The following is a 22,525-nucleotide window of genomic DNA, read 5'->3' as shown; positions in this document are numbered from 1 at the left end:
GGGTGGCCGCACACAAACGGTCTTGTGTATGCGGCCACTGACGGTATACCCGGAGTGGATGCGCACGAAGGGACTTGCGTGTGCGGCCGCTGAGGCGTATCCGGGTGGTCGCACCCCAACGGTCCTGCGTGTGCGACCACCCGGGGTGTAGCCAGGGTGGCCGACCGCGGTGTCGCGATCGTGTCTGGGCGCCTTTCCGGCGCTCTCGGGCCATGCTCATCAACGGTCGTTAAGGTTCTCTTATGGAAGTGACCGCTACGGTCCTGCCATGGCGGTCACGACTTCCCCACAGCTGGCGGCACTGACCGGGCAGCGGCTCACCAACGTCCTGCTCGGGCACGCCGTCTCGCTGCGGTTCACCGGCGGCGACGAGGTGCTGATCGAGGGCGCCGCCCGCCTCGACGGGCACCGGATCCGCCCCGGCGACGACTCGGCGGACGCACTGGTGGCGGTGCTCGGTGACGTGGTCCAGGACGTCGGCACCGGGGCCGGCGGCGAGCTGCGGATCAGCTTCGGCAGCGGGGCGCAGCTGGTGGTCGACGCCGACGCGGACGCCGAGTCGTGGGCGATCGCCGGGGCGGACGGACGTTTGATCGTGTGCCTGGCCAACGGGGAACTGGCCGTCTGGGATCAGGCCGGCACCAGTCCCTGATCGCGCAGCCACCGCCCGGTTCGCGCCATCCCCTCGGTGAGATCCACCCGGGGCTGGTAGCCGAGCAGCCGCCGGGCCTTCGCGATCGAGTAGGTGCCGGTCCGGGTGAAGTAGCGCATCGAGGTCGCGTTCACCTCGGTCGGGCCGCTGACCAGCCGGATGGCGGTGCCCATGACCGTGGCCACGGTGACCGCCAGCGGGGTGGGTGCCACGATCGGGCCACGCTTGCCGAGCATCCGGTAGTAGTGGCCGAAGAACTCGCGGCACGGCACCCCGGCGCCGCCGGTCAGCGTGAAGACCTGGCCGGCGGCCTCCGGCTTCCCGGCGGCGAGCAGCACCCCGTCGACCAGGTCGTCGATGTAGACCGGGCTGAAGATCCCGTGGCCGCCCGCGGGCAGCAGGAACCGGTTCGTGCGGATGAGCTCGACCGGCAGGACCGTCCACGGGCGCGAACCCGGCCCGTAGACGTCACCGGGCCGCACGACGGTCACCGCGATCCGGCCCTCGGCGTGCGCCTGCAACGCCACCTGCTCGCCGGCGATCTTCGTGTCCACGTACGGGTTGCCGTCCGTCCGGACCGGATGGTCCTCGCCCACCCCGTCCGGGAAGCCCAGGTCGGAGAACGCCCGGATCGACGAGAACTGGACGAACCGGCTCGCTCCGGCGCGGACCGCGGCGTCCAGCGCGTGGCGGGTCCCGGCGACGTTGACCCGCCACTGCCCGTCCAGGCCGACCGCGTTGGAGACCACGGCGGCGGTGTGGATGACCAGATCCGCTCCGGCGGCGGCATCCTGCCAGGCGCCCTCCTCGCCGATGTCCCCGGCGACCACTCCGGCGGCCTCGTCGGGGCGCAGGTCCACACCGGTGACCGTGTCGCCGCGGGCACGGAGCCGGGTGGCCAGCGCGCGTGCGATGAACCCGTTGGCGCCGGTGATGAAGACTACGGACACCCGACCTCCTCGGCGGTGCGCGGCCGGCGTACCGGTGAAGGGTATGAGATCAGCCCACCGGGAGGGCCGATGCCGGGCGACGGGTTTTCGTCAGCACGCACATCAGGACGAAAGCGGCCGCGAAGAAGCCGCCCATGGCGATCGCCATCGGCGTCAGCGTGTCGTGGCCGAACACTCCGGTCAGCGGCGTCACCAGGGCGGCGGTCAGGAAGGTGAGACCGCCCTGGAGTGCCGACGCGGTGCCGGCCGCCCGCCGCCCGGCCTCCTGCGCCAGCGCGGTGCTCGCCGGAATCGAGAAACCCATCCCGGCGACGACGGCGCACAGCAGCGCCCACGGCACGGCCAGCGGAACCGACTCCGGCCCGGCGAGCGCCACCGCTGGCAGGCCGGCCGCGCCGATCGTCGACACGGTGATGCCGGCCGCCCGCAGCCGGACCGCCCCGGCCCGCACCACGAGCGCCCGGAAGAGCAGACTGAACAGGGCCATCCCGGCGGCGTTCGACGCGAAGACGATCGTGTACTGGGTGGGGCTCAGGTCGTACACCGAACGCAGCACGAACGCCGAGCCCCCGATGTAGGTGAAGAAGCCCGCCGAGGCCAGGCATTGCAGCGCGACGTGCCGCATGAACGACCAGTCCCGGGCCAGGTCGGCCATCCGGACGCCGAGCGCCCGCAGACCGGCCGGATGCCGCTGCATCGGTGGCAGGGTCTCGGCGATGCCCAGCGTCACCGCCACGGCCATCGCCGCGCCCAGCACGGTGAGGGCCGCGAAGACGGTCCGCCAGGTGCCGTGCGCCAGGATCACGCCACCGATCGCCGGCGCCACCACCGGCCCGAAGAAGGTGACCGACGAGATCGCGCCGAAGGCGGCCGCCGCCCGGTCCCCGCGGTAGGTGTCGGTGACCACCGCGCGGCCCAGTGCCACGCCGCCGCCGGCCACGAAACCCTGCAACAGCCGGGCAGCCACCAGCATCGCCCCGGTCGGGCTCAGCCCGCACACCACCGACAGCACCGCGAACAGCACGCTGCACCCGATGAGCAGGCGGCGGCGACCGTACGAGTCACTCAGCGGCCCGATCAGGAACTGCCCCGCCGCCAGGCCGACGATGAACGCGGTCAGGGTCAGCTGCGCCACCGTGGCGCTGGTCTCCAGCGTGCGCCGCAGCTCCGGCAGCGCCGCGATGTAGGTGTCGGTGGCGAACGGGCCGACCCCCATGACCAGGATCAACGCGACCAGGGCGGGCCGCCGGGGCGGGGTGGACAAGACGCTTTCCCTCCTGTCCGGCGGCGCCGCGCCACCGGACAGGGTGAAGTCTGCCCAATCCGCCGCGGGGCCGCTGTGATCGGCCGTACGTTCTATGCGGAAACTGTGCGGTCGATAGCAATATCGTGTGCCCGCGTGTCGATTCTTGACAGCGCCTGACCGGGATTCCTAACGTTCTCGCAACAGCCGGGATTCTATTCTTCGGAGGGTTTCATGTCGACCGCCGTCCGCAACGCCATAGGTTTCGTGGCCCGCCTCCGCCGACCCGCTCCGGCCAGCCCGGACAGGCGTTCTGAGCCGCAGGTCGACTTCGACTTCGACTTTGATTTCGACGACACCGACGATGACCGTGAATTCGAGACCGACGAATTCGATCCGCATTTCCCGCGCCCTTGACCGCGGCGCTGTACTGGCGCTGTGAAATAGCCGCTAATTGCCTGTGGGTAGTATCCCCTACGATGTGGCCGCGCTGAATTCGGCGTTCACCGCCCGGACTGTCGTCCTCGTCGAGATCCTGTTGGCCGCCGCCTATGTCGCCGTGGAGGTCCCGACCGGGGGCGAGTGCGCCTGCGCCCGGACGGCATGGTGGACCGCCGCCCGGTCCGCCCAGTGTTCATCCCGTGGCAGTCCCTCGGGCCGGGGCGGCCCGCCGTGGCCGGCCGTTTCCAGATCCTGGTCGGGCGCCGGGGCCTGGCCACCTGGAACATCGACAGCACCTTCCTGGCCCGGGTCATCCAGGAGTACGCCGACCACCCCGAACACCGGCCCGCCATCGGCACCGAGGCCGAACTGCGCCGCCTTCTTGACCAGCTGGCTCTCAGCGCTGTCCCGACGCGCGTGAGACCGCCCTGGGAGCCAGCCGGCATCGAGGTCAGGGGGCGGTGACCCGGTAGACGGCGCCCGCGTGGTCGTCGCTGACGTAGAGGGCGCCGTCCGGGCCCTGAACCGCCATCACCGGGCGGCCCCACCGGGAGCCGTCCTCGTTCTGGAAGCCGGTCAGCAGGGTCTGCTGCGGGCCGAGCGTCCCGTTGCGCCAGGCGAAGAAGGACACCTCCGGCGGCCGGGGCGGGTTACGGTTCCACGAGCCGTGGATGCCGACCAGCGCGCCCGGCCCGTACGACCCGGCCAGGCCCGGCGAGACGGCGAAACTCAGGCCGAGCGGCGCCGAGTGCGCGCCCATGCCCTGCTCGACGGGCGCCAGCTTCGAGCAGTCCAGCTTCGCGCCGTCCGGATTGGTCTGGAAGTCCCGCACGAACGGCCGCCCGGTGTAGCTCAGCGCCGACTCCGGGTCGCCGGGTGACAGGTCGGGTTCCGAGTTGCAGTACGGCCAGCCCAGCTCACGGCCCTGCGTCAGCCGGGCCAACTGCTCCATCGGATGGTCGTTGACATACGACTGCATCACCTCGCCGCGGTCGTCGCCGCCGTCGCCGTCGTAGTCCCGGTCGTACGGGAACTCGATGTTGTCGCGGTGATTGACCGCCGTCCACACCGCCCCGCCCGGGTCGACGGCCAGCCCGGTCCCGTTGCGGACACCCCGCGCGAACACGGCCGGCTCACCACCGGCGGCCGGAACCCGCAGGATCGCCGCCCGCTCCGGGGTGGCGTCGCGGTCCTCGGCCGAGATGTTGCCGGTCGAGCCGACGGCCACATAGATCTCGCCATCCTTGCCGATCGCGACGCTCTTCAGCGCGTGCGAGTACGCCCCGCGCAGCTCCGGGCTCTTGTCGTCGGGCAGCCCGCCGACCACCACCCGTTCATCCGAGACAACCCCGTTCCGGTACGTGTACGCGTTCACCTGGTCGCTTTCGGCCACATAGAGCGTGTCGCCGGAGAACGCCAGCCCGTGCGGCTGATTGAGCCCGCTGAGCAGCGTCTCCTGTCGGGGTGCCCCGCTGCCCGGCACGAGCGCGACGACGTCCCCGAACTTCGGCCGCGACACCAGCAGCCGCCGGTCCGGTGCCCACGCGAGCAGCCGTGCGCTGGGGATCCGCGCCCACACGCTGACCGTCCAGCCGGGCGGCGCCTGCACCCGCCGTTTCTCGTCGAACGGCGCCGTTCCGGCCTCGTCGAGGACCCGCACGTCGGTCGCCTCCAGGCCCGGCACCTGCGCCACGGCCGGCGACGGCGGCGGCACGGTCGGCCGCGCCGCCTCGACCGGCTCCTCCGCCGAACAGCCGGCCAGACCGGCCAACAGGCTCAAACCCACGACACCCCGCGTGATCGTCCTCATCGGCCCACCCTAGCGATGGCGGCGATCCGGCCACCGACGACGAGATCTCGACCATTTTCCGGTACGGGTGTGACGGACCGTATGCTACGAAGCGTAACCACCATGATCATCGGGGCTGGAAATGAGTGACCTGCTCAAGTCGCACATCGAGAACGTGCTCGAAGCCAACTACGCCACCGTCTCCAAGACCCTCCAGCGTGTCGAGGAACTCGAGGCGGAGGGCCGGCGCGTCATCATCGGCGGCCAGATCGGCGAGGACGCCTGGGACATCATCGACTGGCGGACCAACGAGATCCTCGCCGCCGGCACCGACGGCCTGGCCGGGTACGCCGTGGCCGGCACCGAACTCGACCCGGACGGCACCTGGATCCACCTCGACCAGATCCTCGAGGAGGAGGATCCGGAGTACGTGGAGACGCCCGGTCTGCCCGAGGGTCTGGCCGCCACCATCGAGGACTGGGTCCTGACCGGCGACCCGGAGGAGATCGCCGCGTTCATCGGCTGGCCCCTGGAGAAGGTCGAGGAGTACCAGGCCGAGGCGTGACAGTCTCGCGAATCGGCCACAGTGGTGCGAACCTGGACCGATGCGTCTCCTAGTCTTCGGCGCCGCGGTCCTCGTCCTGCTGCTGGCGCTGCTGGTCCTGGCCCTCGGCATCGCCTCCGGCCTGGGCCTGATCGAGCTGCGGTTCGGCGCCCCGTCCTGACCTTTCCCGTCGCCGGACGATCCGCCGGAGCACCAGGCCCGGCGGATCATCCGGTGGTGACCGGGAGAGTGGCGTAGCCACGCAGAACCAGGCGGTCGCGGTGTTCCGGGACGCCGGCCAGCGCCAGGCCGGGGAGCGTGGCCAGAAGCAGGGGGAACGCCACCTGCGCCTCCAGGCGGGCCAGTGGTGCGCCCAGGCAGTAGTGGGCGCCGCCGCCGAAGGAGACCGGCTGGACGTTGGGCCGGTCGGGGTCGAACCGGTGCGGGTCGGGATAGCGGGCCGGGTCGCGGTTGGCGGAGCCGAGCAGCAGCGTCAGCGCCGAGCCGGCCTCCAGCTTCCGGCCGTCCAGCTCCACCGCCGTCGAGGTGAACCGGGACGCCAACTGCACCGGGGAGTCGTACCGGAGCATCTCCTCGACGAACGCGGGCGCGAGGCCCGGGTCGGCGCGCAACCGGGCGGCCAGATCGGGATGGTCGAGCAGGATCCGCAGACCGGTGCCGAGCAGGTTGGTGGTGGTCTCGAAGCCGGCGACCAGCAGCAGCACCAGGTTAGCCAGCAGCTCACTCCCGGTCAGGCCGGATCCGGCGGCGGCGAGCGCGCTGGTCAGATCCTCCCGCGGGTGGCGCTGCCGTTCGGCGATCAGGCCGATGAAGTAGTCCTCCAGTTCGCGGGCGGCGGCGTCGGCGGCCCGCATCTCCTCCTCGGTGCTGATCGGCTCCAGCACCACGGTCAGGCCGGCGGCCTGCCGCCGGAACCACGGCATGTCGGTGTCCGGAACGCCGAGCAGCGCACAGATCACGCCGATCGGCAGCGGGTAGGCGAACGCCGTCATGAAGTCCGTCTCACCCGGCATCGCCTCGATCAGCTCCCCGGCCTGCTGGGTGATCACGTCACGCATCGCGGCGACCCGGCGGGCGGTGAACGTGGACGCGGCCGCCCGGCGCACCCGGGTGTGATCCGGCGGATTGTTCTGCAACATGGACCGCACGATCGCGGCGACACCCCGGTTCTCCCGCCAGTCCGGCCAGAACCCGTCGTAGTCCGTGGCGTCGGACACCCGCATGCCGGGATCCCGCAGGATCCGGCTGGTCAGCTCGTGGGTGGTGACGAACCAGCGATCGTCGATCGCCTGGAAGACCGGCGCATGGCCGCGGAGCACGTCATAGGCAGGATACGGATCCTGACGTCCCTCGGCCGAGAAGAGTGAGGTAAGCGCGCTCTGGAAATCCATGCGCCCATCATGGCGCGGGCGGGCCAGTGCGGCGACGGCGCGGGCGCGGTTCTTTCTCAGACCATTTCGGGGGTACGCGGCGCGGCGCAGCGGGCTACCAGTTGTCATGGCCGGCCGCCACGATGGCGGGATGACGGATTCGCAGCGCCTCGTCGAGACCCTTCGCCGGCGGATCCGTGCCTATCTCGACGACGGCGACCGGCTGGGCCTGTTCGAGCCACGGGCGAGCGCCGACCTCGCCGAACTGCACGAGTTCTGCATCAGTCACGCCGAGTCGGTGCCGGTGGAGGTCGTGGAGACGCTGGCCTGGTTGCACTGGACGCGCTGGCAGGCGATGCCCGAACCGCGGGATCTCGACATCGCGCGCGCCCTTTTCACCGAGATCCGCGACACGTTCCCCGAACTGATCCCGCCCGAGTTCCGAAATCCGGACCGGGCGCGCTGGCCGTACGCCGGCGCCCGCGTCCTCGACGACCTCGCTCCTGACGCCGACCCGGCCCACCTCGACACCGCGATCGAGATGCTGGAGCAGGGCCTCGCCGCCGTCGCGCCCGATGATCCGCATCGTGGCGTGCACCTGAAGAACCTCGCCAGCGGATATGTCATGCGGTTCGACCGGGCCGGGGCGCCCGGCGACCTCGACCTGGCGGTGCAGGCCGCGGTGGCGGCGTTGCGTACCGGCAGCTTCGCCGGGTCCGGTGCCGACACGTTCCGGGAAACCCTCGAACACGCCATCACCAGGCGTTACGACCTGCACCATCGCGCCGAGGACCTGGACAAGATCATCGACGTCAGTCGGGCCCGGTGGCAGACGGCGGCATCCGGCGACCCCGGCCGGTTCCGCCATGCCGGCACCCTGGCCGAGGCCCTCTACAGCAGATACGACGAAGCCGGGCGGCGTTCCGATCTGGACGAGGCGATCGCCGTCCGGCGCGCCGAGATCACCCGGGAGCGCGCCGACTTCGACGAGGCGCTCGCGGCGTTTCGGGCCGAGCCGGTGCCCGGACCGGGGGATCACCTGGATCGCGCCGCTTTCCTGTCGCGTCTCGGGACCTCGCTGACCTACCGCTACACCGTCGGCGGCGTGGACACGGACCTGGCCGACGCGATCGCCGCGCACCGCGTCTCCGTCGAGATGGCGCCGGATCGCCCGGCCGGGCTCCGCGGCCTCGCGATCACCCTGCGCATGCGTTTCCTGACCGCGGGAGATCCCGCCGATCTGGAGGAATCGGTCCGGCTTGCGCGGGCGGCAGGCACCGCGCTCCGGCCCGGAGACCGGGAGTACGGGGCCCAGCTGACGGTGCTGAGCCAGTCCCTACGGCACCGGTTCGAACACACCGGCCGGATCGCCGATCTCGACGAGGCGGTGGCCACCGGCCGATCCGCCCTCGAGAACCTGCCGGACGACGAGCCGGAGCGGGTGCTCTGCGCCGTGAACCTGCTCAGCGCGCTGCGGTCCCGCGCCATCCAGCGAGGTGAGCTCACCGACCTGAACGAGGCGGTCGAGATCGGCCGTGCCGCGCTGGCCCCGCTGCCGGACGGGCATCCGCACCGGCCGCTCTGCCTCTCGAACCTCGCGCTGGCACTGCTGGACCGGTTCGACGCCGTCGCCGACCGGGACGACATCGACGAGGCTGTCCGAAACGGCCGCGCCGCCGCCGAAACGGTCAACCCGGCCGACCCCGATCGGCAGGCCTACTTCTTCGGCCTCGCCCGCATCCTGCGAATCCGGTACCAGGACACCGAACAGCCGGCCGACCTGGACGACGCCGTCGAAGCCGCCCGGACCGCCGTCGCCCTGGCCGGCGCCGACCTGCCCACCCGCCTGTACGCGCTCGGCGAGCTGAGCCTGACCCTCCACGAACGGTGGCGCGCGACCGACGGCGAGGCGGACCTGGAGGAGGCGGCCGGTTTCGCCAGGCTCGCCATCGATGCCTGCCCGCCCGGCAACCCCAATCGGGCCGGCTACCTCTACCTCCTCGGCCGTGTGCTCCAGGCGCAGGAGAAGGTGGACAGCGCCGTCGACGTGTGGCGGGACGCCGTCGAGACCGCTTCCGGGCCGCCACGCAACCGCATCGCGGCGGCCCGCGCCTGGGGCGCCGCGGCGGCGGGCCGGGAACAATGGCCGTCCGCCCGGGCCGGGTACGCCGCCGCGGTGGAGCTCATCCCGCTCCAGGCCGGGCGCGGCATCAACCGGGCCAGCCAGGAGCTCCTGCTGGCCGACTGGTCCGGGCTCGGCGCCGACGCGGCGGCGTGCGCCGTGCACGCAGGGCCGCCCGGCGAGGCGGCCCAGCTGCTGGAGATGGGCCGCAACGTGCTGTGGGGTCAACTGCTGGAGACCCGTACCGCGCTGACCGATTCGCTCCGGAAACGGGCCCCCGACCTGGCCGAACGCCTGGACACCGTCCGCGCCGCCCTGGACCGCCCGCTCTAGGATCCCCGATCATGATCATGATCAGGGAGGCTCAGCACACGTATCTCGCGGTGGGCGGCCCGCGCCGGCTGATGGCGGCGCTTGCCCCCGGGTACGTCCTCGCCCTGGCCGCCGGCCTGGCGCTCCGGTTCGACCCCGAGTTCCTCGCCGCCGCCCTCCTGTACGTGCCGCTCACCGCTGTGCCGATGCTGTTCCGCGGGTCGCGTGGCTTCAACCGGGCCTGCTACACGGTGTCGGTGCTGCTGGTGTCGGGCGGGATCTGCGGCGGGATCTTCTTCATCCCGGCGTTCATCCCGCTGCTGTTCGCCACCCCGCCGTCACTGCGCGCACCCGTCCTGCATGCCGTCGTGGCGGTCGTCCTGGGCATTCTGGCCACCGTCATCATCCTGGTGCCCTGACGTGGTGCGGTTCGTGGTCGCCGATGTGACCTACCGGTATAGTCGCGCCGCCCGGTTGATTGATCTTGAGGAATCCGCATGAGAAGCACCCTCGCCGTCCTGGCGCTCGGCGCGTGCCTGCTGACCGCCGCCTGCGGTGAGACCGCGGAGCCGGTTCTGGTGTCGCCGGGCACCTCGGAGATCGCCGTCGCGGCCCCCGCCACCTCGGAGCCCGCGTCCTCGTCCAAGCCCGTGACATCGAAGTCCAGGAAGGCGTCGGCGTCCCCGTCGGCTTCGAAGCGCAGCCCGTCGCCGAAGCCGACCACGGCGGACCCGAAGAGCGACCCGAATGCGGCGTGTGACGCGACCGGGAAGGCCGAGGATCGCCTCTATGAGGTCGCTGCGGCCAACGGCCCGTTGGCGGTCGGCGACGACGCCGCCCCGGCCGAGGTCACCGCCGCGGTGGCCGCATTGCGTAGCGGCTATCAGGCCAACGTGCAGGCCGTGACCAAGGCCCGGGGCCTGACCACCGACAAGGATGTGCGGGCCGCCCTTGCCGACCAGATCGCGGCGCGCAAGGCGGTGATCGCGCTGCTGGACAAGGCCGGCGCCGACGGCGAGAAGAAGAACGCGGCCCTTTACACGGCGGCCGACGCGAAAGCGAGCATGAACCTCTGGCGGTACCCCGAAGGTCTGTGCCTGCCCTACGTGGACTGACCGGGAAACCGTTTGCGCGGTTCCGGCCGGTTGTGGAGGATCCGCCCGTGACGAATCCTGAGCAGACCCGGCCGACCGCACTCGTCACCGGGGTCGGCCGCACCGTCGGGATCGGCGCCGGCATCGCCGCCCGCCTGGCCGCCACCGGGTGGAACATCGCTTTCACCTACTGGACGCCCTACGACGACCGGATGACGTGGGGCGTGGAGAAAGGCGCCACCGAGGCGATCACCAAAACCCTCATCGGGTACGGCGCGGCCGTCACCGCCATCGAGGCCGATCTCGCCGACCCGGCGGCGCCCGCGGCGGTCTACGACGAGGCCGAGCGCCGCCTCGGGCCGGTCACCGCCCTGGTGATGTGCCACGCCGAGTCGGTCGACTCCGGTCTGCTCGACACCACGGTGGAGAGCTTCGACCGGCATTTCGCCGTCAACACGCGGGCCAGCTGGCTCCTGATCCGGGAGCACGGTCGGCGGTACCGTGGCCGCCACGGCGACGGCCGTGTCATCGCGCTGACCAGCGATCACACGGTCGGGAACCTGCCGTACGGGGCGAGCAAGGGCGCCCTCGACCGGATCACCCAGGCCGCCGCCCACGAACTGGCGCACCTCGGGATCAGCTGCAACGTGATCAACCCCGGTCCGATCGACACCGGCTGGATGTCCGACGAGGGCCGCGATCTGCTGCTGCGGCAGACGCCGCTCGGCCGCCTCGGCACCCCGCGGGACACCGCCAACCTGGTCGCCTTCCTCTGCTCGCCCGAGGGCCAGTGGATCAACGGCCAGTTGCTGCTCAGCAACGGCGGCTTCGCCTGATGTCGATGTTTCACTTCCATTGCCCGGGCTGCGCGGCCCCCATGGCGGTCGCCGACGCCGAGCGCGTCGGCAAACTGTGCGGCAGGTGCGAGGCCGCGCGGACGTGGGAGTCGCTGCCGCCGGGGATCCAGGAGACGATCGACACGGCGGTCCGTCGCGGCAACATGCCCGGTCTTTTCGCCATGCGCGAGGCCTTGCCGTCGTTCGGGATACCGCAGGCCATGGACCTCCTGATGTTCCGCCATGCCGCGCTGGGCCTGGACGGATCGGTCTGAAGTACGGGATCCGGACGGCACTTCAGCACGGGCCGGTTCCGGACCTCGCTCCGATGAACCGGCGCGTGTCCGTCGCGACGATGGGCGCATGCGAACATCGAACTGGCTCGTTCCTGGCGCGTTACTGCTTCTCGCCGCGATTCCGGGGATCGCCGGAAGTCTGCGGCTGGCCGAGTTCGCGGGTGGCGCCCAGGTGCTGGCGGACAGCGAGCGGATCACCTCGGCGCCCCTGCCGGTCATCGTGCACATCGTCAGCGTCCTGGTGTTCAGCGTGCTCGGCGCGTTCCAGTTCGCACCGCGGCTGCGGCGACGGCGTGGCTGGCACCGGGTGGCCGGGCGGGTCGTCGTCCCGGCCGGTCTGGTCGCGGCGCTCAGCGGGTTGTGGCTGAGTCTGTTCCTGCCGCGTTCGCCGATCGACGGTGACGCCACCGCCGCCGTCCGGGTCGTGGTCGTCGGCTACATGGCGGTGTCGCTGAGTCTCGGGCTGGCGGCCGTGCTGCGGCGGGATTTCGCCCGGCACCGGGCCTGGATGATCCGCGGCTACGCGATCGGGATGGGCGCCGGCACTCAGGCGTTCACCCAGGGATTCTGGCTGGTCACGGCGGGGCCGCTGACGATGTGGGGCAAGACCGGGACGCTGGCCGCCGGGTGGCTGATCAACATCGCGGTGGCGGAGTGGGTGATCCGGCGAACACGGTCTTGAGCATCTGCTCAAAACTGCTAGGGTTTGAGCACTCGCTCAAAGGGGGTGCCGTGGCCAGGATCTACGTCGAAACGATCATCAGAGCGCCGCTGGAGGAGGTCTGGGCCGCGACTCAGGACCACCGGCGGCACGCCCGGTGGGACGTCCGGTTCGGCCGCATCGACCCGGTGCCGGGCAGTGTTCCGGCGGCGTTCACCTACGCCACCGCGGTGCTGCCCGGTGTCGAGATCGCCGGGCACGGCGTGCACAGCGGGGAGCGGCGGCAGGCTGACGGTTCCGCCACGTCGGCGCTGCGGTTCGGCTCCGCCGACCCTCGCTCGCCGATCCGGGACGGGTCAGGATATTGGCGCTATGTTCCGGTTCCCGGTGGGGTGCGCTTCTTGACGGGGTACGCCTACCGCACCCGCTGGGGGCGCACCGGCCGCCTGGTCGACCTGGTGTTCGGGCCGGTGTTCGGGTGGGCCACCGCCTGGTCGTTCGATCGGCTGCGCCTGTGGCTGGAACACGGCGTGTCCCCGGAAAGCGCCCGCCGCCGGGCCCTCGCCGAACTGTCGGCACGCGCGGCTCTGGTGACCGCCGCCGTCGCGTTCGACGGCCGCCCGCTCGTCGTCCTGCTCGCGCTGGGGCTGGCGCTCGGCGTACCCCCGCATCGGCACACGCCCGCGGCCCGACGATGCCGGCGCCGACCCAGCAAGAGCGACCCACCCGAAACGCCTGCCCGGCCCGAAAGGCGCCGCTGGCTCGAATCGCGTGGCCTGCCCGGAAGGCGTCGCGGGCTCGAATCGCGTGGCCTGCCCGAAAGCCGGTGCGGGCGCGAATCGCGTGCCCCGCACGAAAGGCGCCGCGGGCTCGAATCGGGTGGCGCGCTCGTAAGTCGCGGCTGGATTGGATCGAACGGCCCGCGAGGGCAACGCGAACCGCTCGTGACGAGTGGCCCGGCCGGAAAGGATGCCCCGCGATGACCTCGGTTTTCGAGCATGCCCTGCGTGCGGATTTCGGGCGGCTGCACCCGCGACTGCAACGGCGCTTCGGTGTCGACGGCGACCGCGACCAGGGCTGTGTCGGCACCGGCGTGATGGACCGGGTGTGGCGCGGTGGCGCTTTCACGGTGCCGTTCCTGCATGTCGGCACGCTGCGGCACATCCTGTTCCCGGAGACCGGCACCGGCATCCCGTTCACCATCGAGAACTACGCCTACCCGGACACTTTCGGCCGGCCCACGCTGACGTTCGTGCGGACCTTCCAGGTGCGGCCGCACCGGCGCCGCCGGTTCGACGCGACCATGGTGTACGACGGCGGCCGCGACACGGTGATCGACTACCTCGGTACCACCCAGCATCTGGCCGTCGACCTGGATGTGTCCGTCGACGCCCGGGGCGGCCTGCGGATCCGCAGCGGGCCGCAGACGTTGCGGGGTGGGATGCGCTGCCCGTCGGCGGTGACCGGCGAGGCCGAGGTGCACGAGTGGTGGGACGAGCGGGCCGAACGGTTCCGGATCCGGGTGACCGTCACAAACCGGCGCTTCGGGCCGCTGTTCGGCTATCACGGCAGTTTCACGGCAGCCTATGTCCCGGCCGGTTCGCCGGTTCCGGCCGCTGTCCGCCCGTTGCGGGAGAACCCGAGCAGCGGCTTGGTCCGGCCAGCCGGCCTCTGCGCGGTGGACGCCCGATCAGGATCAACCGTCCGCGGACCCCGGGCGGCGGCCTAGCCCCGGTGGGACGGACGGCCGTCGTGCCGTACCCGGTCGGTCTCGGTCTCCCGGGGGGCTGCTCCGGGCGGGCAGGACCGCCTTCGTGCCGTACCCGGTCGGTCTCGGTCTCCCGGGCTGCTCCGGGCGGGCAGGACCGCCTTCGTGCCGTACTGGTCGGTCTGGGTCTGCCGGCTGCTTCCGGTGGGTGACCCACCGGATAGAGTGCCGCGTGTGCGGGTTGTGGTGACGGGGGCGTCCGGTTTCATCGGCGGGCATCTCGTGTACGCGCTCACCGGGCAGGGCCACGACGTGGTGCCGGTTGACGTGAACGGCCCGGACCGGTGCGATCTCGCCACCGGCGACCTCACCGCGCTGGCCGATGCCGACGTGGTCCTGCACCTGGCGGGCCGGCCCGGCGTGCGGGCGTCGTGGGGTGACGGCGCGGCCGCCACCTGGCGGGACAACGTCACCGCCACCGAACGCCTGCTCGCCGCCTGTGCGGCCACCCGGCCGCGATTCGTGCTGGCGTCGAGTTCGTCGGTGTACGGCAGCGCGGACCGCCCGTGCGCCGAGGACGACCCGATCGACCCGCGTAGCCCGTACGCCGCCTCGAAAGCCGAAGCGGAACGGCTCGCGCAGAAGGCCGCGGCGGACGGCCTGCCGGTCGTCATCCTGCGCTACTTCTCGGTGTACGGGCCCCGCCAGCGCCCGGACATGGCGTTCCACCGGTTCATCGAGGCGGCCCTCGACGGCTCACCCGTCCCGCTGTACGGCGACGGCGCCCAGAGCCGCTCGTTCACCTACGTCGGCGATGTGGTCGACGCGACCGTCCGCGCCACCGGGACGCCGCTGCCGCCGGGGACCGTCCTGAACATCGGCCACCCCACGACGACCAGCCTGCGCGAGGCCCTCGACCGCATCGCCGACCTGATCGGCACCCCGGCGCCGACCGTTCCGAAGGACGTCGCTCCCGGCGACGTGGCCAGAACATGGGCGGGCACAACCCGAGCCGCCGAACTGCTCGGCTGGACCGCGCGGACCGGCCTGGACGAGGGCCTGGCCGCACAGATCGACTGGCATCGGGGGAGACGCCGTGCATAGGGCCGCGTATCTGGCGTTCGACCGGTTCCCGTCGGCCAAGGGCTCGGCCGTGCACATCCGGCACATGGCGGCCGAACTGTTCGACCGGTACGGCGGCGGCCTGCTCTGCGTTCTCGGCGGTGGCGAGCTGCCCGCCTACCAACGTGAAGGCGCCGTGGAGATCGTCCGGTTCACCGACGTGGTGCCGAACCTGCTGGACCGGGCCGGGGCGTTCTCCCGGTGGGCCGCCGACCGGCTCGCCCCGCACCGCGACACCCTGGAGATCTGCCACGTCCGCGACCCGTGGGGCGCGCTGCCCGCCCTGTCCACCGGCGCCCGGCTGGTCTACGAGGCGAACGGCCTGCCGTCCATCGAGCTGCCGTACCACTGGCCGCTGGCCGCACCCAGCACCCTTGCCAAGATCCGTGAGCTGGAGGAGCACTGTCTCCAGGAAGCGGACGCGGTGGTCGTGCCATCGCGGGTGATCTTGAAGGCGGTGGCCGACCGCGGCGCCGAACCGGACCGCGTGCATCTCGTGCCGAACGGCGCCGACCCGGTGCCGGCCGACGTGCCGCGGCCACCCACCGCGCCGGGCCGTTACGTGATCTACGTGGGCGCGCTGCAACCGTGGCAGGGCGTCGACGTGCTGCTGAGGGCCTTCGCCCGCCTCGCCGACCTCACCGATCTGACCCTGGTCGTCTGCTCGTCGGTGTCCCCGGCGCGGGCCCGCCCGCTGCGCCGCCTCGCCGAGCGCCTCGGTGTCCGGATCCGGTGGGAGCATCAGCTTCCGCACGCCGACGTGGCCGCCTGGCTGGCGCACGCCGAACTGTCGGTGGCCCCGCTGACCGCCGGCCCCCGCAACCTCGACCAGGGATGCAGCCCGATCAAGGTGTGGGAGTCGATGGCGGCCGGAACCGCGGTGGTCGCCTCGGATCTGCCAGTGATCCGCGAGGTGCTCGGCGACCACGGCCGCCTCGTGCCACCGGACCGGCCGGCCGAACTGGCCCGCGCCATCCGCGTGCTGCTGGAGTACCCGGACGCCTGCCGGGATCTGGGCGAGCGCGCCCGCCGCCACGTCGAGGACGGGTTCACCTGGAAACACGCCCGCGCCAGGCTGGCCGGTGTGTACGACCGGGTCGAAGCCCACTGATACGGTCCGGGTCATGTTCTGGCGCAAGCAGAAGGCGGCCATCGCGGGATTCCACCCGCTGCACCAGGCGCTCATCCTCGAACGAGGGTTCGCCGCGACCCACCCGGCCGCCGAATGGGCCGCTCTGGCCGCCAGCCTGCACCGGCACACCGGACTGATCCGCCGTTCCAAATGGGCGCTGCCGCCCCGGACGATGGACGTGATCCTGCCACTGCTCACCGAGATCTGCGAGGACCTCGGACCGAAGGGCGTCCTCGCCGTCACAGCCGACCTGCGCGGCATCCACGTCCCCGCCAAGTCACATCCGGCCCGGAGCATCCCGGTGCGGCCGCCGGCCCGCTCGGCCACCGAGACGTGGTCGATCGATCCGTGGCTGCGCCTGCACGCCGGCCTGCGCGACGGCAGCGGCCTGGACGTCCTGATCGTCGACCGGCAGCGCCTGCGCCGCGTCACCAAGCGCGGCAGCAGCGGCAAGACCAAAGTCAAGCGGAAGACGCAGATCACCCAGCTGATCAAGGTCCGCCGCCGGCTCCCGCGCGGCGTGGCCGGGGTCCGCCCGCAGACCGCGCCACCGGCCTGGATCGGCGTTACCCTGCGCGACGGGGAGCGCCGCAGCGTGCTCGCCGCCGCCAAACTGCTGCGGCTGCCGCAGTCCGGCGACGAGCAGCTTGACCGGATCCTGACGGTCGCCACCGAAACCTTCCGCTGGACAAGGTGAACCAGATGACGCCCTGCGCGGTTACGACCGGCTTTTTCACCCTCGGCAAGTGCGGGCAGATGGCGGTCGCCGGCTGTCCCGCCTGCGGCCGGGCCGTCTGCGCCGACCACCTCGCCGACGGCGGGCTGTGCCCGGAGTGCGCGGCCGCCCGCAACCGGTTCGGCCACCCGTCCGCGGCCGCCGCCGCCCGCCGTCGCGTCTACCGGCAGCGGCAGGCCCAGTACTACGGGGACACCGTCTACTACAGCAGCTTCGACGACTACGACCGGGCCGCCTTCGAGCCGGGCGCCGCCGCCGACCAGGACTACCTCGACGACGGCGACGACGCCCTGGTGGACAGCTGAATGCGGCTGCTCTGGATCACCGAGAACTTTCCGCCCAGCCCCGGCGGCATGGCCAACTCCTGCGACCGGATCGTCCGCGGCCTGCGCGGCGCCGGTGTCGACGTCGACGTCGTCCACCTGAGCCGCCGCAGCACCGCCCAGCGGGTCACCGGCGTACGGACCGTGCCGCTCACCGACGACCCGGAACACGCGCTGCGCCTGCTCTGGACCAGCCTCGCCCCGGTGATCGGCGACTACACCCACATCGTGGCGTTCGGCGGCACGTACCCGCTGCTGTCCGCGCCCGTCTACGCGGCCTGGTCCGGGCTGCCGCTGATCACCCTGCTGCGCGGCAACGACTTCGACACCGGCATGTTCTCGCTGCGCCGCCAGCCGGTCGTCCTGGAGGCGCTGCGCTCGTCGGCCCACGTCTGCGTCGTCGCCGCGAACACCGCGCCGCTGGTGTCCGCGCTGGCCCCGCACACCCCGGTCACCTGGGTGGCCAACGGCATCGACACCACCGAGTGGCGGATCCTGCCGTCCGAACGGCGTGACGCACAGGCGTGGCGGGACGCGCACGTGGCGCCGGGAAAACGTACCGTCGGCGTCATCGGCCAGCTGAAGAACAAGAAGGGCGTACGGCTGCTGCTCGACGCCATCGCCGCCGGCCGGCACGATCTGCACGTCATCCTGGCCGGGGAACTCGAACCCGGCATCGGCGAGTTCCTGGCGGACCACCCGGAGATCGCCCACACCGCGCTGCCGTTCCAGGACCGCTACCAGCTGCTGTCCGTCTACGCCGCCTGTGACCTGGTGGCGCTGCCGTCGTTCTACGACGGGCTGCCCAACGTCGCCCTCGAGGCGGCCGCCCTCGGCATCCCGCTGCTCGCCTCCGACGCCGGTGGGCTCGCCGATCTGGTCGACGAGACGATCGGGTTCCCGTTCCCGGCCGGTGACCCGCACGCCTGCCGGGCCGCCGTGCACCGGGCCGCGCACGCCACCGCCGACCAGCTCGCCGCCCTGGGCGCGGCCGCCGAGCGGCGGGTCCACGACCGGTTCGGGGTGGCCGCCGAGACCGAGGGCTACCTGAAGGTCCTGGCCGCCGTGTCGTGATCGTCTGCTACGCGCAGGGTGGCGGGCTCGGCCATCTCACCCGGATCCGCGCCTACCTGCACACCTGCCACGGCGACGAGCCGGCGACGATCCTGAGCACGTCGCCGTTCACCGCCGACCCGCGGGTGCTCGGCCCGCACCGGCTGCTGCCCACGTCGGCGCTGCCCAGGCTGCGCCCGTCGCTGCTGGTGGTGGACGCGTTCCCGGCCGGTATCGACGGCTCGCTGTCGGCCGCGTCGGTTCCGCCGGGGACGGAGACCGTGCACCTGGCGCGGCTGCTGCGCTGGGACGTCTACCGCCCGTTGATGCCCCCGGACCCGATCCGCTACGACCGGATCTGGGCGGTCGAGGACCTCGGCGACTCACCGCTGTCGGTGACCGGCCCGCTGTCCCTGGCCGACCCGCCTGCCTCCGGGGACCCCGATCCGTCCGGCGTCGCGGACGGCGCCTGGCTCATCGTTCACTCCGGGCCTCCGGCCGAGATTCAAGAACTCATCGGGTACGCCCGTGACTGCGCCGACCTCGAAGGCGCCCGCCCCCGGTTCGTGCTGGTGGCGCCGCACCGCCCGGCCGGGTTGCCGTCCGGCGTCGGCCACCTCGACCCGTACCCGGCGTGGCCGCTCTTCGCCCGCGCCGAGCGGGTCGTCACCGCGGCCGGATTCAACGCGGTCCGCCAGATGCGGCCATGGCGCGACCGGCACCTGATGCTGCCGTTCCCGCGCCGCTTCGACGACCAGTTCACCCGGGCCGCCCGCGCCCGGCCGGCCGCCAGGGCGGCATCACCGCGCTTGAGACAGCGCTGAGGGCCGGCCGAGTGGCTTCGGCTGGTGGTGAGGGCTGTTTCCCCGCGCTTGAGACAGTTCTGTCCCTGCTGGTCAATTGGTCCTCTGTCCGCCCCTCCGGCTCGTTGCGCCGGCCAGCGCACACGTAACGGTTTGCGTGGTCGCCCGCCGACGTCATGGCGGCAGGACGGGCACACGAACGGCGCGACGTGAGCGGCCGCCGGGCCGGACAGGGCGGGCGGGGGCGGATGGCCGGGTGGTCAGCGGTTGCCGCCGCGGAAGATCCGCAGGAAGAAGAGGAACACGTTCAGGATGTCCAGGAAGATCGACGCCGCCAGCAGCGGGGCCGAGTCGATGTCCCGCGAGCGCCGCAGCCGCTGGAAGTCGAACATGATGAAACCCGCGAAGATCACCAGGCCGAGGATCGAGTAGATCAGCGCGCCACCCGGGATGTTCACGAAGATCAGCACGATGCCGAAGATCAGCAGGCCGACCAGCGCCCAGAAACACAGCCGGGCCAGCGCCGACAGGTCACGGCGGGTGGCGTACCCGGCGGCTCCGAAACCGGCGACGAACAGCGCCGTCGCCGCGCCCGCCTGCCACAGCGCCTGCGGGTCGGTGTTCGCGTAGTAGACCAGCGTCGGCGCGAGCGCGACCCCCATCAGCAGCCCGAACCCCCCGAGCAGCGCGACCGTCGTCTCCTTCGACTTGCGTACCGTGAACTGCATGGCGATCAGGGCCGCGAACGACGCCAGATAGGCCATGAACGCGGCGAAGCTCGGCAGGTTGCGACCGAGGTAGGCGCCGAGCGCGAACAGCGCGGTGGTGCCGGCCACGTACCCCATGGTCTGCGCGAACAGGGTGTGGGCGCGATCCCGGGTGGCCATCGCGGCCGGACGGTACGGGTAGGCCTCGTCCATCGGAAGTCCTCCGCGGTCGTAGTCGTCTGGCCCCCACTCTGACCCCGCGCGATCATCCTGACTTCCTTCGCCAGGGATGAGATCGGTACCTTGCGTCCGTGACCGGAACCCTGCTGTTCATCGTCGGACCGCCAGCCGTCGGCAAGATGACCGTGGGGGAGCGGATCGCGGCCCGGACCGGATTGCGGCTGTTCCACAACCATCTGGCGATCGAGCCGGTGCTGCGCTTCTTCCCGTTCGGCAGCCCGCCCTTCCACCGGCTGGTGGAGGGCTTCCGTCGGGAGATCGTCGAGGAGGTGGCGGCCAGCGACCTGCCCGGCCTGATCTTCACCTACGTGTGGGCGTTCGACGAGCCGTCCGACGAGCAGGCGATCACCCGGTACGCCGAGCCGTTCCGCAGCCGCGGCGGCCGGGTGCTGCACCTCGAACTGGAGGCCACCCAGCAGGAGCGGCTACGGCGTAACGAGGGCGCGTCCCGGCTGGCCGAGAAGCCGTCCAAACGTGACCGGGAAGCGTCCCGGCGCAATCTTCTCGCCCTGGACGAACGGTACGACCTCAACTCCGGCGGCCGCTTCGACGACCGCCCCGACTACCTGCGCCTGGACAACACCCACCTCGAGCCCGCCGAGGTGGCCGAAACGGCCATCACCCACTTCCGGCTCGCCACGATCTGATCAGGGTGCGGCCGGCAGCCCATTCCGGCAGAGTTCCAGTACGTCGTCGGCGCCACGCAGCGCGGCGACCACGGCGGGTGACGGCGACACATGCACCTCGGGCAGATCCCCCTCACCGGCAGGGAAGGCGAGTCGCTCCTCGCCGAGCCGGAACTGTGCGTCGACGCCGGGCCGGTTGCCGCGCGGATCCTGCCGATGCCAGCGGCCGTCGAGGTGGACGGCGACGAGCCCGTGCAGCACCGGCCCGTTCTCTCCGGCCAGTCGCTGGTAGCAGAGTCCGGTGGGGATGCCGCCCGCCCGGGTGACCGCCGCCAGCAGGTGCGACTTGGCGTAACACAGCCCGACCCGGGCGTCGAGCACCTCACCCGCGGTGAGCGTGACCTGGGGATCCTGCGCGTCGATCGAGTGCTGGACCCGGTCCCGCACCCACTCGAAGGCGGCCCGCGCGAACGCCGCGTCCGAGGGGTGGGCCGCGCGTAGCTCGGCGGCCAATGCGCGTACCCCCGAATGGTCTGTCTCGACGATGTCGTCGGCGCCGAGATATCGCGCGGGGTCGCCAGCTCGAAGATCCATCTCGAGAGTCTTTCAGTGCGGGTAGGTGCGGGGGATCCGGGTCGTCACCTCGTTGCGGAACGTCTCGATCCGGGTGATCACCTGCCGTCTGCCTACGGTGTTCTCCAGGCGGTCCAGATAGAGGCAGCGGGCGGCGAGTCTGTCCAGGTCGACGGTGAAGTAGATGGCCATCAGCGGGTTGACGAACAGGGTGCTGCCGCTGGTGCGCCGGGTGAACTGCACGTCGCCGAACGCCCCGCCGACGGCCGCCGCGATCTGGCCGTTGACGATGCTCGGCCGCTCCGGGGTGGCGGCCTGCGCGTCGGCGACCGCCTCCCGGTAGAGCACCGCCTCCCGGCTCGCGCCCGGAATCGACAGGGCGCCCAGGTAGCCGCCCTCCCGGTCGAGGGCGGCCAGGTTCTCCAGCACCTGCACATGGTTGACGCCGTGGTAGGCGTCGATGCCGAAGCCGAGGCAGGTGACCAGCTTGACCGGCACGTCGATGGCGGTCACCGCGCCGAGGCTGGTGATGTCCTCGACCGGGGTGCCGACGCCGTTCTCGTCGCCACGGCACAGGATGTCGGTGCCGCCGTCGACCAGGACGATGGCGTCGATATCCAGGCGGTCGACGAGAAACCGGTACGCCTCCCGCAGCGTCTGCACCCCGAGCGGCGGGAAGGCGTGAACGGTCGACGGCAGCTCGTTCTTCGCCAGCCAGCGGGCCAGCGTCCCTTCCGGGAAGTACCAGTCCGGGGTGGTCGTCGACGGGGTCACCGCCACCACCTGGTCGGAGATCCAGGCGTCCCGGTCGATCAGCTCCAACTCGGAGAACGACAGGTTCGCCAGGTGCACCTCCGTGCCGTTGTTCCACAGGGCGAGAGCGAGCGGCAGCCCGGCGTAGATGTCGAAGCCACCGCCCGCTCCGGCGATCAGCACACGGCGGGCCGAGGAGAGGGCGGCGAACAGCGGAGGGGTGGCCAGCGATGCGGCGAAGTCCGTCACCCGTCCATGGTCAACGATGGGCCCGCGGTACGACTGCCCGCACGAACAGCAATCTGGCGACCCGTCCTCGTTCGGTCAGTCCAGCGTCGACCGCCATCAGGGACAGCAGCCGCATGGCCGGCCGGTCTCCCCGGCCGCACCAGTCGGGGCCACGCCTGTAGTAGTAGTT

The 22,525-nt window shown here is 71.7% G+C and carries 26 protein-coding genes; 19 read left to right on the top strand and 7 right to left on the bottom strand.

Annotation, left to right across the window (positions count from 1 at the left end):
* Positions 1-268: 268 nt before the first annotated feature.
* Entirely contained in the window at positions 269-652 is a 384-nt protein-coding gene (locus IEZ13_RS12195; RefSeq protein WP_183221324.1) for a DUF6188 family protein, read from the top strand.
* Here the strand turns inward: IEZ13_RS12195 and IEZ13_RS12190 are convergent.
* Both IEZ13_RS12190 and IEZ13_RS12185 read right to left on the bottom strand, forming a co-directional pair.
* On the bottom strand, positions 631-1,602 hold the full coding sequence (locus IEZ13_RS12190; protein WP_183221322.1) for an NAD-dependent epimerase/dehydratase family protein: 972 nt from the start codon (positions 1,600-1,602) through the stop codon (positions 631-633). The two genes, IEZ13_RS12195 and IEZ13_RS12190, sit on opposite strands and share 22 nt — an antisense overlap.
* A 49-nt stretch (positions 1,603-1,651) precedes the next feature.
* The gene (locus IEZ13_RS12185) at positions 1,652-2,866 is read right to left on the bottom strand and encodes a multidrug effflux MFS transporter (RefSeq protein ID WP_183221320.1); all 1,215 of its coding nucleotides are present in this window, start codon (positions 2,864-2,866) and stop codon (positions 1,652-1,654) included.
* 213 nt (positions 2,867-3,079) lie between these two features.
* On the opposite strand from IEZ13_RS12185, the gene IEZ13_RS12180 reads away from it, so the two are divergent.
* Positions 3,080-3,262, top strand: coding sequence for a hypothetical protein (locus IEZ13_RS12180; RefSeq protein ID WP_183221318.1), 183 nt, complete (start codon positions 3,080-3,082; stop codon positions 3,260-3,262).
* A 165-nt stretch (positions 3,263-3,427) separates the two neighbouring features.
* Positions 3,428-3,751, top strand: a complete 324-nt coding sequence (locus IEZ13_RS12175; RefSeq protein ID WP_183221316.1) for a hypothetical protein — start codon at positions 3,428-3,430, stop codon at positions 3,749-3,751.
* Here IEZ13_RS12175 and IEZ13_RS12170 read toward each other — a convergent pair.
* Positions 3,738-5,096: a PQQ-dependent sugar dehydrogenase gene (locus IEZ13_RS12170; protein ID WP_183221314.1), complete on the bottom strand. Its 1,359-nt coding sequence runs from the start codon at positions 5,094-5,096 to the stop codon at positions 3,738-3,740. The genes IEZ13_RS12175 and IEZ13_RS12170 overlap by 14 nt on opposite strands.
* A gap of 121 nt (positions 5,097-5,217) precedes the next feature.
* Between IEZ13_RS12170 and IEZ13_RS12165 the strand changes: the two genes are divergently transcribed.
* On the top strand, positions 5,218-5,640 hold the full coding sequence (locus tag IEZ13_RS12165; RefSeq protein ID WP_183221312.1) for a hypothetical protein: 423 nt from the start codon (positions 5,218-5,220) through the stop codon (positions 5,638-5,640).
* Positions 5,641-5,846: 206 nt separating this feature from the next.
* Here IEZ13_RS12165 and IEZ13_RS12160 read toward each other — a convergent pair whose 3' ends face one another.
* Complete coding sequence (locus IEZ13_RS12160; RefSeq protein ID WP_183221311.1) at positions 5,847-7,031, bottom strand: cytochrome P450; 1,185 nt, start codon at positions 7,029-7,031, stop codon at positions 5,847-5,849.
* A gap of 130 nt (positions 7,032-7,161) precedes the next feature.
* On the opposite strand from IEZ13_RS12160, the gene IEZ13_RS12155 reads away from it, so the two are divergent.
* The 14 genes from IEZ13_RS12155 to IEZ13_RS12090 all read left to right on the top strand — a co-directional run bounded on the left by IEZ13_RS12155 (position 7,162) and on the right by IEZ13_RS12090 (position 19,229).
* Positions 7,162-9,465 carry a tetratricopeptide repeat protein gene (locus IEZ13_RS12155; protein ID WP_183221309.1) on the top strand — a complete coding sequence of 768 codons (2,304 nt, stop codon included), beginning with the start codon at positions 7,162-7,164 and terminating at the stop codon, positions 9,463-9,465.
* A gap of 11 nt (positions 9,466-9,476) precedes the next feature.
* Entirely contained in the window at positions 9,477-9,863 is a 387-nt protein-coding gene (locus IEZ13_RS12150) for a hypothetical protein (RefSeq protein ID WP_183221307.1), read from the top strand.
* Between the two features lie 78 nt (positions 9,864-9,941).
* Positions 9,942-10,559: a hypothetical protein gene (locus IEZ13_RS12145; RefSeq protein ID WP_183221305.1), complete on the top strand. Its 618-nt coding sequence runs from the start codon at positions 9,942-9,944 to the stop codon at positions 10,557-10,559.
* Positions 10,560-10,606: 47 nt separating this feature from the next.
* The gene (locus IEZ13_RS12140) at positions 10,607-11,374 is read left to right on the top strand and encodes an SDR family oxidoreductase (RefSeq protein WP_203833775.1); all 768 of its coding nucleotides are present in this window, start codon (positions 10,607-10,609) and stop codon (positions 11,372-11,374) included.
* Between the two features lie 41 nt (positions 11,375-11,415).
* Positions 11,416-11,649: a hypothetical protein gene (locus IEZ13_RS12135; protein ID WP_229794639.1), complete on the top strand. Its 234-nt coding sequence runs from the start codon at positions 11,416-11,418 to the stop codon at positions 11,647-11,649.
* An 88-nt stretch (positions 11,650-11,737) separates the two neighbouring features.
* Positions 11,738-12,352: a DUF2306 domain-containing protein gene (locus IEZ13_RS12130; protein ID WP_183221299.1), complete on the top strand. Its 615-nt coding sequence runs from the start codon at positions 11,738-11,740 to the stop codon at positions 12,350-12,352.
* Between the two features lie 50 nt (positions 12,353-12,402).
* Positions 12,403-13,314, top strand: a complete 912-nt coding sequence (locus tag IEZ13_RS12125; protein ID WP_229794638.1) for a hypothetical protein — start codon at positions 12,403-12,405, stop codon at positions 13,312-13,314.
* Complete coding sequence (locus IEZ13_RS12120) at positions 13,311-14,060, top strand: DUF4166 domain-containing protein (RefSeq protein WP_183221297.1); 750 nt, start codon at positions 13,311-13,313, stop codon at positions 14,058-14,060. Before IEZ13_RS12125 ends, IEZ13_RS12120 begins: the two co-directional genes overlap by 4 nt.
* A 213-nt stretch (positions 14,061-14,273) precedes the next feature.
* Complete coding sequence (locus IEZ13_RS12115) at positions 14,274-15,143, top strand: NAD-dependent epimerase/dehydratase family protein (RefSeq protein ID WP_183221295.1); 870 nt, start codon at positions 14,274-14,276, stop codon at positions 15,141-15,143.
* Complete coding sequence (locus IEZ13_RS12110) at positions 15,136-16,272, top strand: glycosyltransferase family 4 protein (protein WP_229794637.1); 1,137 nt, start codon at positions 15,136-15,138, stop codon at positions 16,270-16,272. Before IEZ13_RS12115 ends, IEZ13_RS12110 begins: the two co-directional genes overlap by 8 nt.
* A 13-nt stretch (positions 16,273-16,285) precedes the next feature.
* Positions 16,286-16,990, top strand: coding sequence for a hypothetical protein (locus tag IEZ13_RS12105; protein ID WP_183221294.1), 705 nt, complete (start codon positions 16,286-16,288; stop codon positions 16,988-16,990).
* A 5-nt stretch (positions 16,991-16,995) separates the two neighbouring features.
* Complete coding sequence (locus IEZ13_RS12100) at positions 16,996-17,334, top strand: hypothetical protein (RefSeq protein WP_183221292.1); 339 nt, start codon at positions 16,996-16,998, stop codon at positions 17,332-17,334.
* Positions 17,335-18,426 carry a glycosyltransferase family 4 protein gene (locus tag IEZ13_RS12095; RefSeq protein WP_183221290.1) on the top strand — a complete coding sequence of 364 codons (1,092 nt, stop codon included), beginning with the start codon at positions 17,335-17,337 and terminating at the stop codon, positions 18,424-18,426.
* Positions 18,423-19,229, top strand: coding sequence for a hypothetical protein (locus IEZ13_RS12090; RefSeq protein ID WP_183221288.1), 807 nt, complete (start codon positions 18,423-18,425; stop codon positions 19,227-19,229). Before IEZ13_RS12095 ends, IEZ13_RS12090 begins: the two co-directional genes overlap by 4 nt.
* A gap of 239 nt (positions 19,230-19,468) precedes the next feature.
* Here the strand turns inward: IEZ13_RS12090 and IEZ13_RS12085 are convergent, their stop codons facing one another.
* On the bottom strand, positions 19,469-20,128 hold the full coding sequence (locus IEZ13_RS12085) for a Bax inhibitor-1/YccA family protein (protein ID WP_183221286.1): 660 nt from the start codon (positions 20,126-20,128) through the stop codon (positions 19,469-19,471).
* Between the two features lie 98 nt (positions 20,129-20,226).
* On the opposite strand from IEZ13_RS12085, the gene IEZ13_RS12080 reads away from it, so the two are divergent.
* Positions 20,227-20,802, top strand: a complete 576-nt coding sequence (locus tag IEZ13_RS12080) for an AAA family ATPase (protein ID WP_203833780.1) — start codon at positions 20,227-20,229, stop codon at positions 20,800-20,802.
* Here the strand turns inward: IEZ13_RS12080 and IEZ13_RS12075 are convergent, their stop codons facing one another.
* Together IEZ13_RS12075 and IEZ13_RS12070 are read right to left on the bottom strand one after the other, a co-directional pair.
* Entirely contained in the window at positions 20,803-21,375 is a 573-nt protein-coding gene (locus IEZ13_RS12075; protein WP_183221284.1) for a transglutaminase-like domain-containing protein, read from the bottom strand. It lies immediately after the preceding gene.
* 12 nt (positions 21,376-21,387) lie between these two features.
* Positions 21,388-22,356: a DUF1152 domain-containing protein gene (locus IEZ13_RS12070; RefSeq protein WP_183221283.1), complete on the bottom strand. Its 969-nt coding sequence runs from the start codon at positions 22,354-22,356 to the stop codon at positions 21,388-21,390.
* Between the last annotated feature and the right edge of the window lie 169 nt (positions 22,357-22,525).

It is taken from the genome of Actinoplanes campanulatus (genome assembly GCF_014647795.1).
Taxonomy (GTDB): domain Bacteria; phylum Actinomycetota; class Actinomycetes; order Mycobacteriales; family Micromonosporaceae; genus Actinoplanes; species Actinoplanes campanulatus.
Note: the sequence above shows the minus strand (reverse complement) of the source record. Positions and strands in the feature narration are given on the sequence as shown.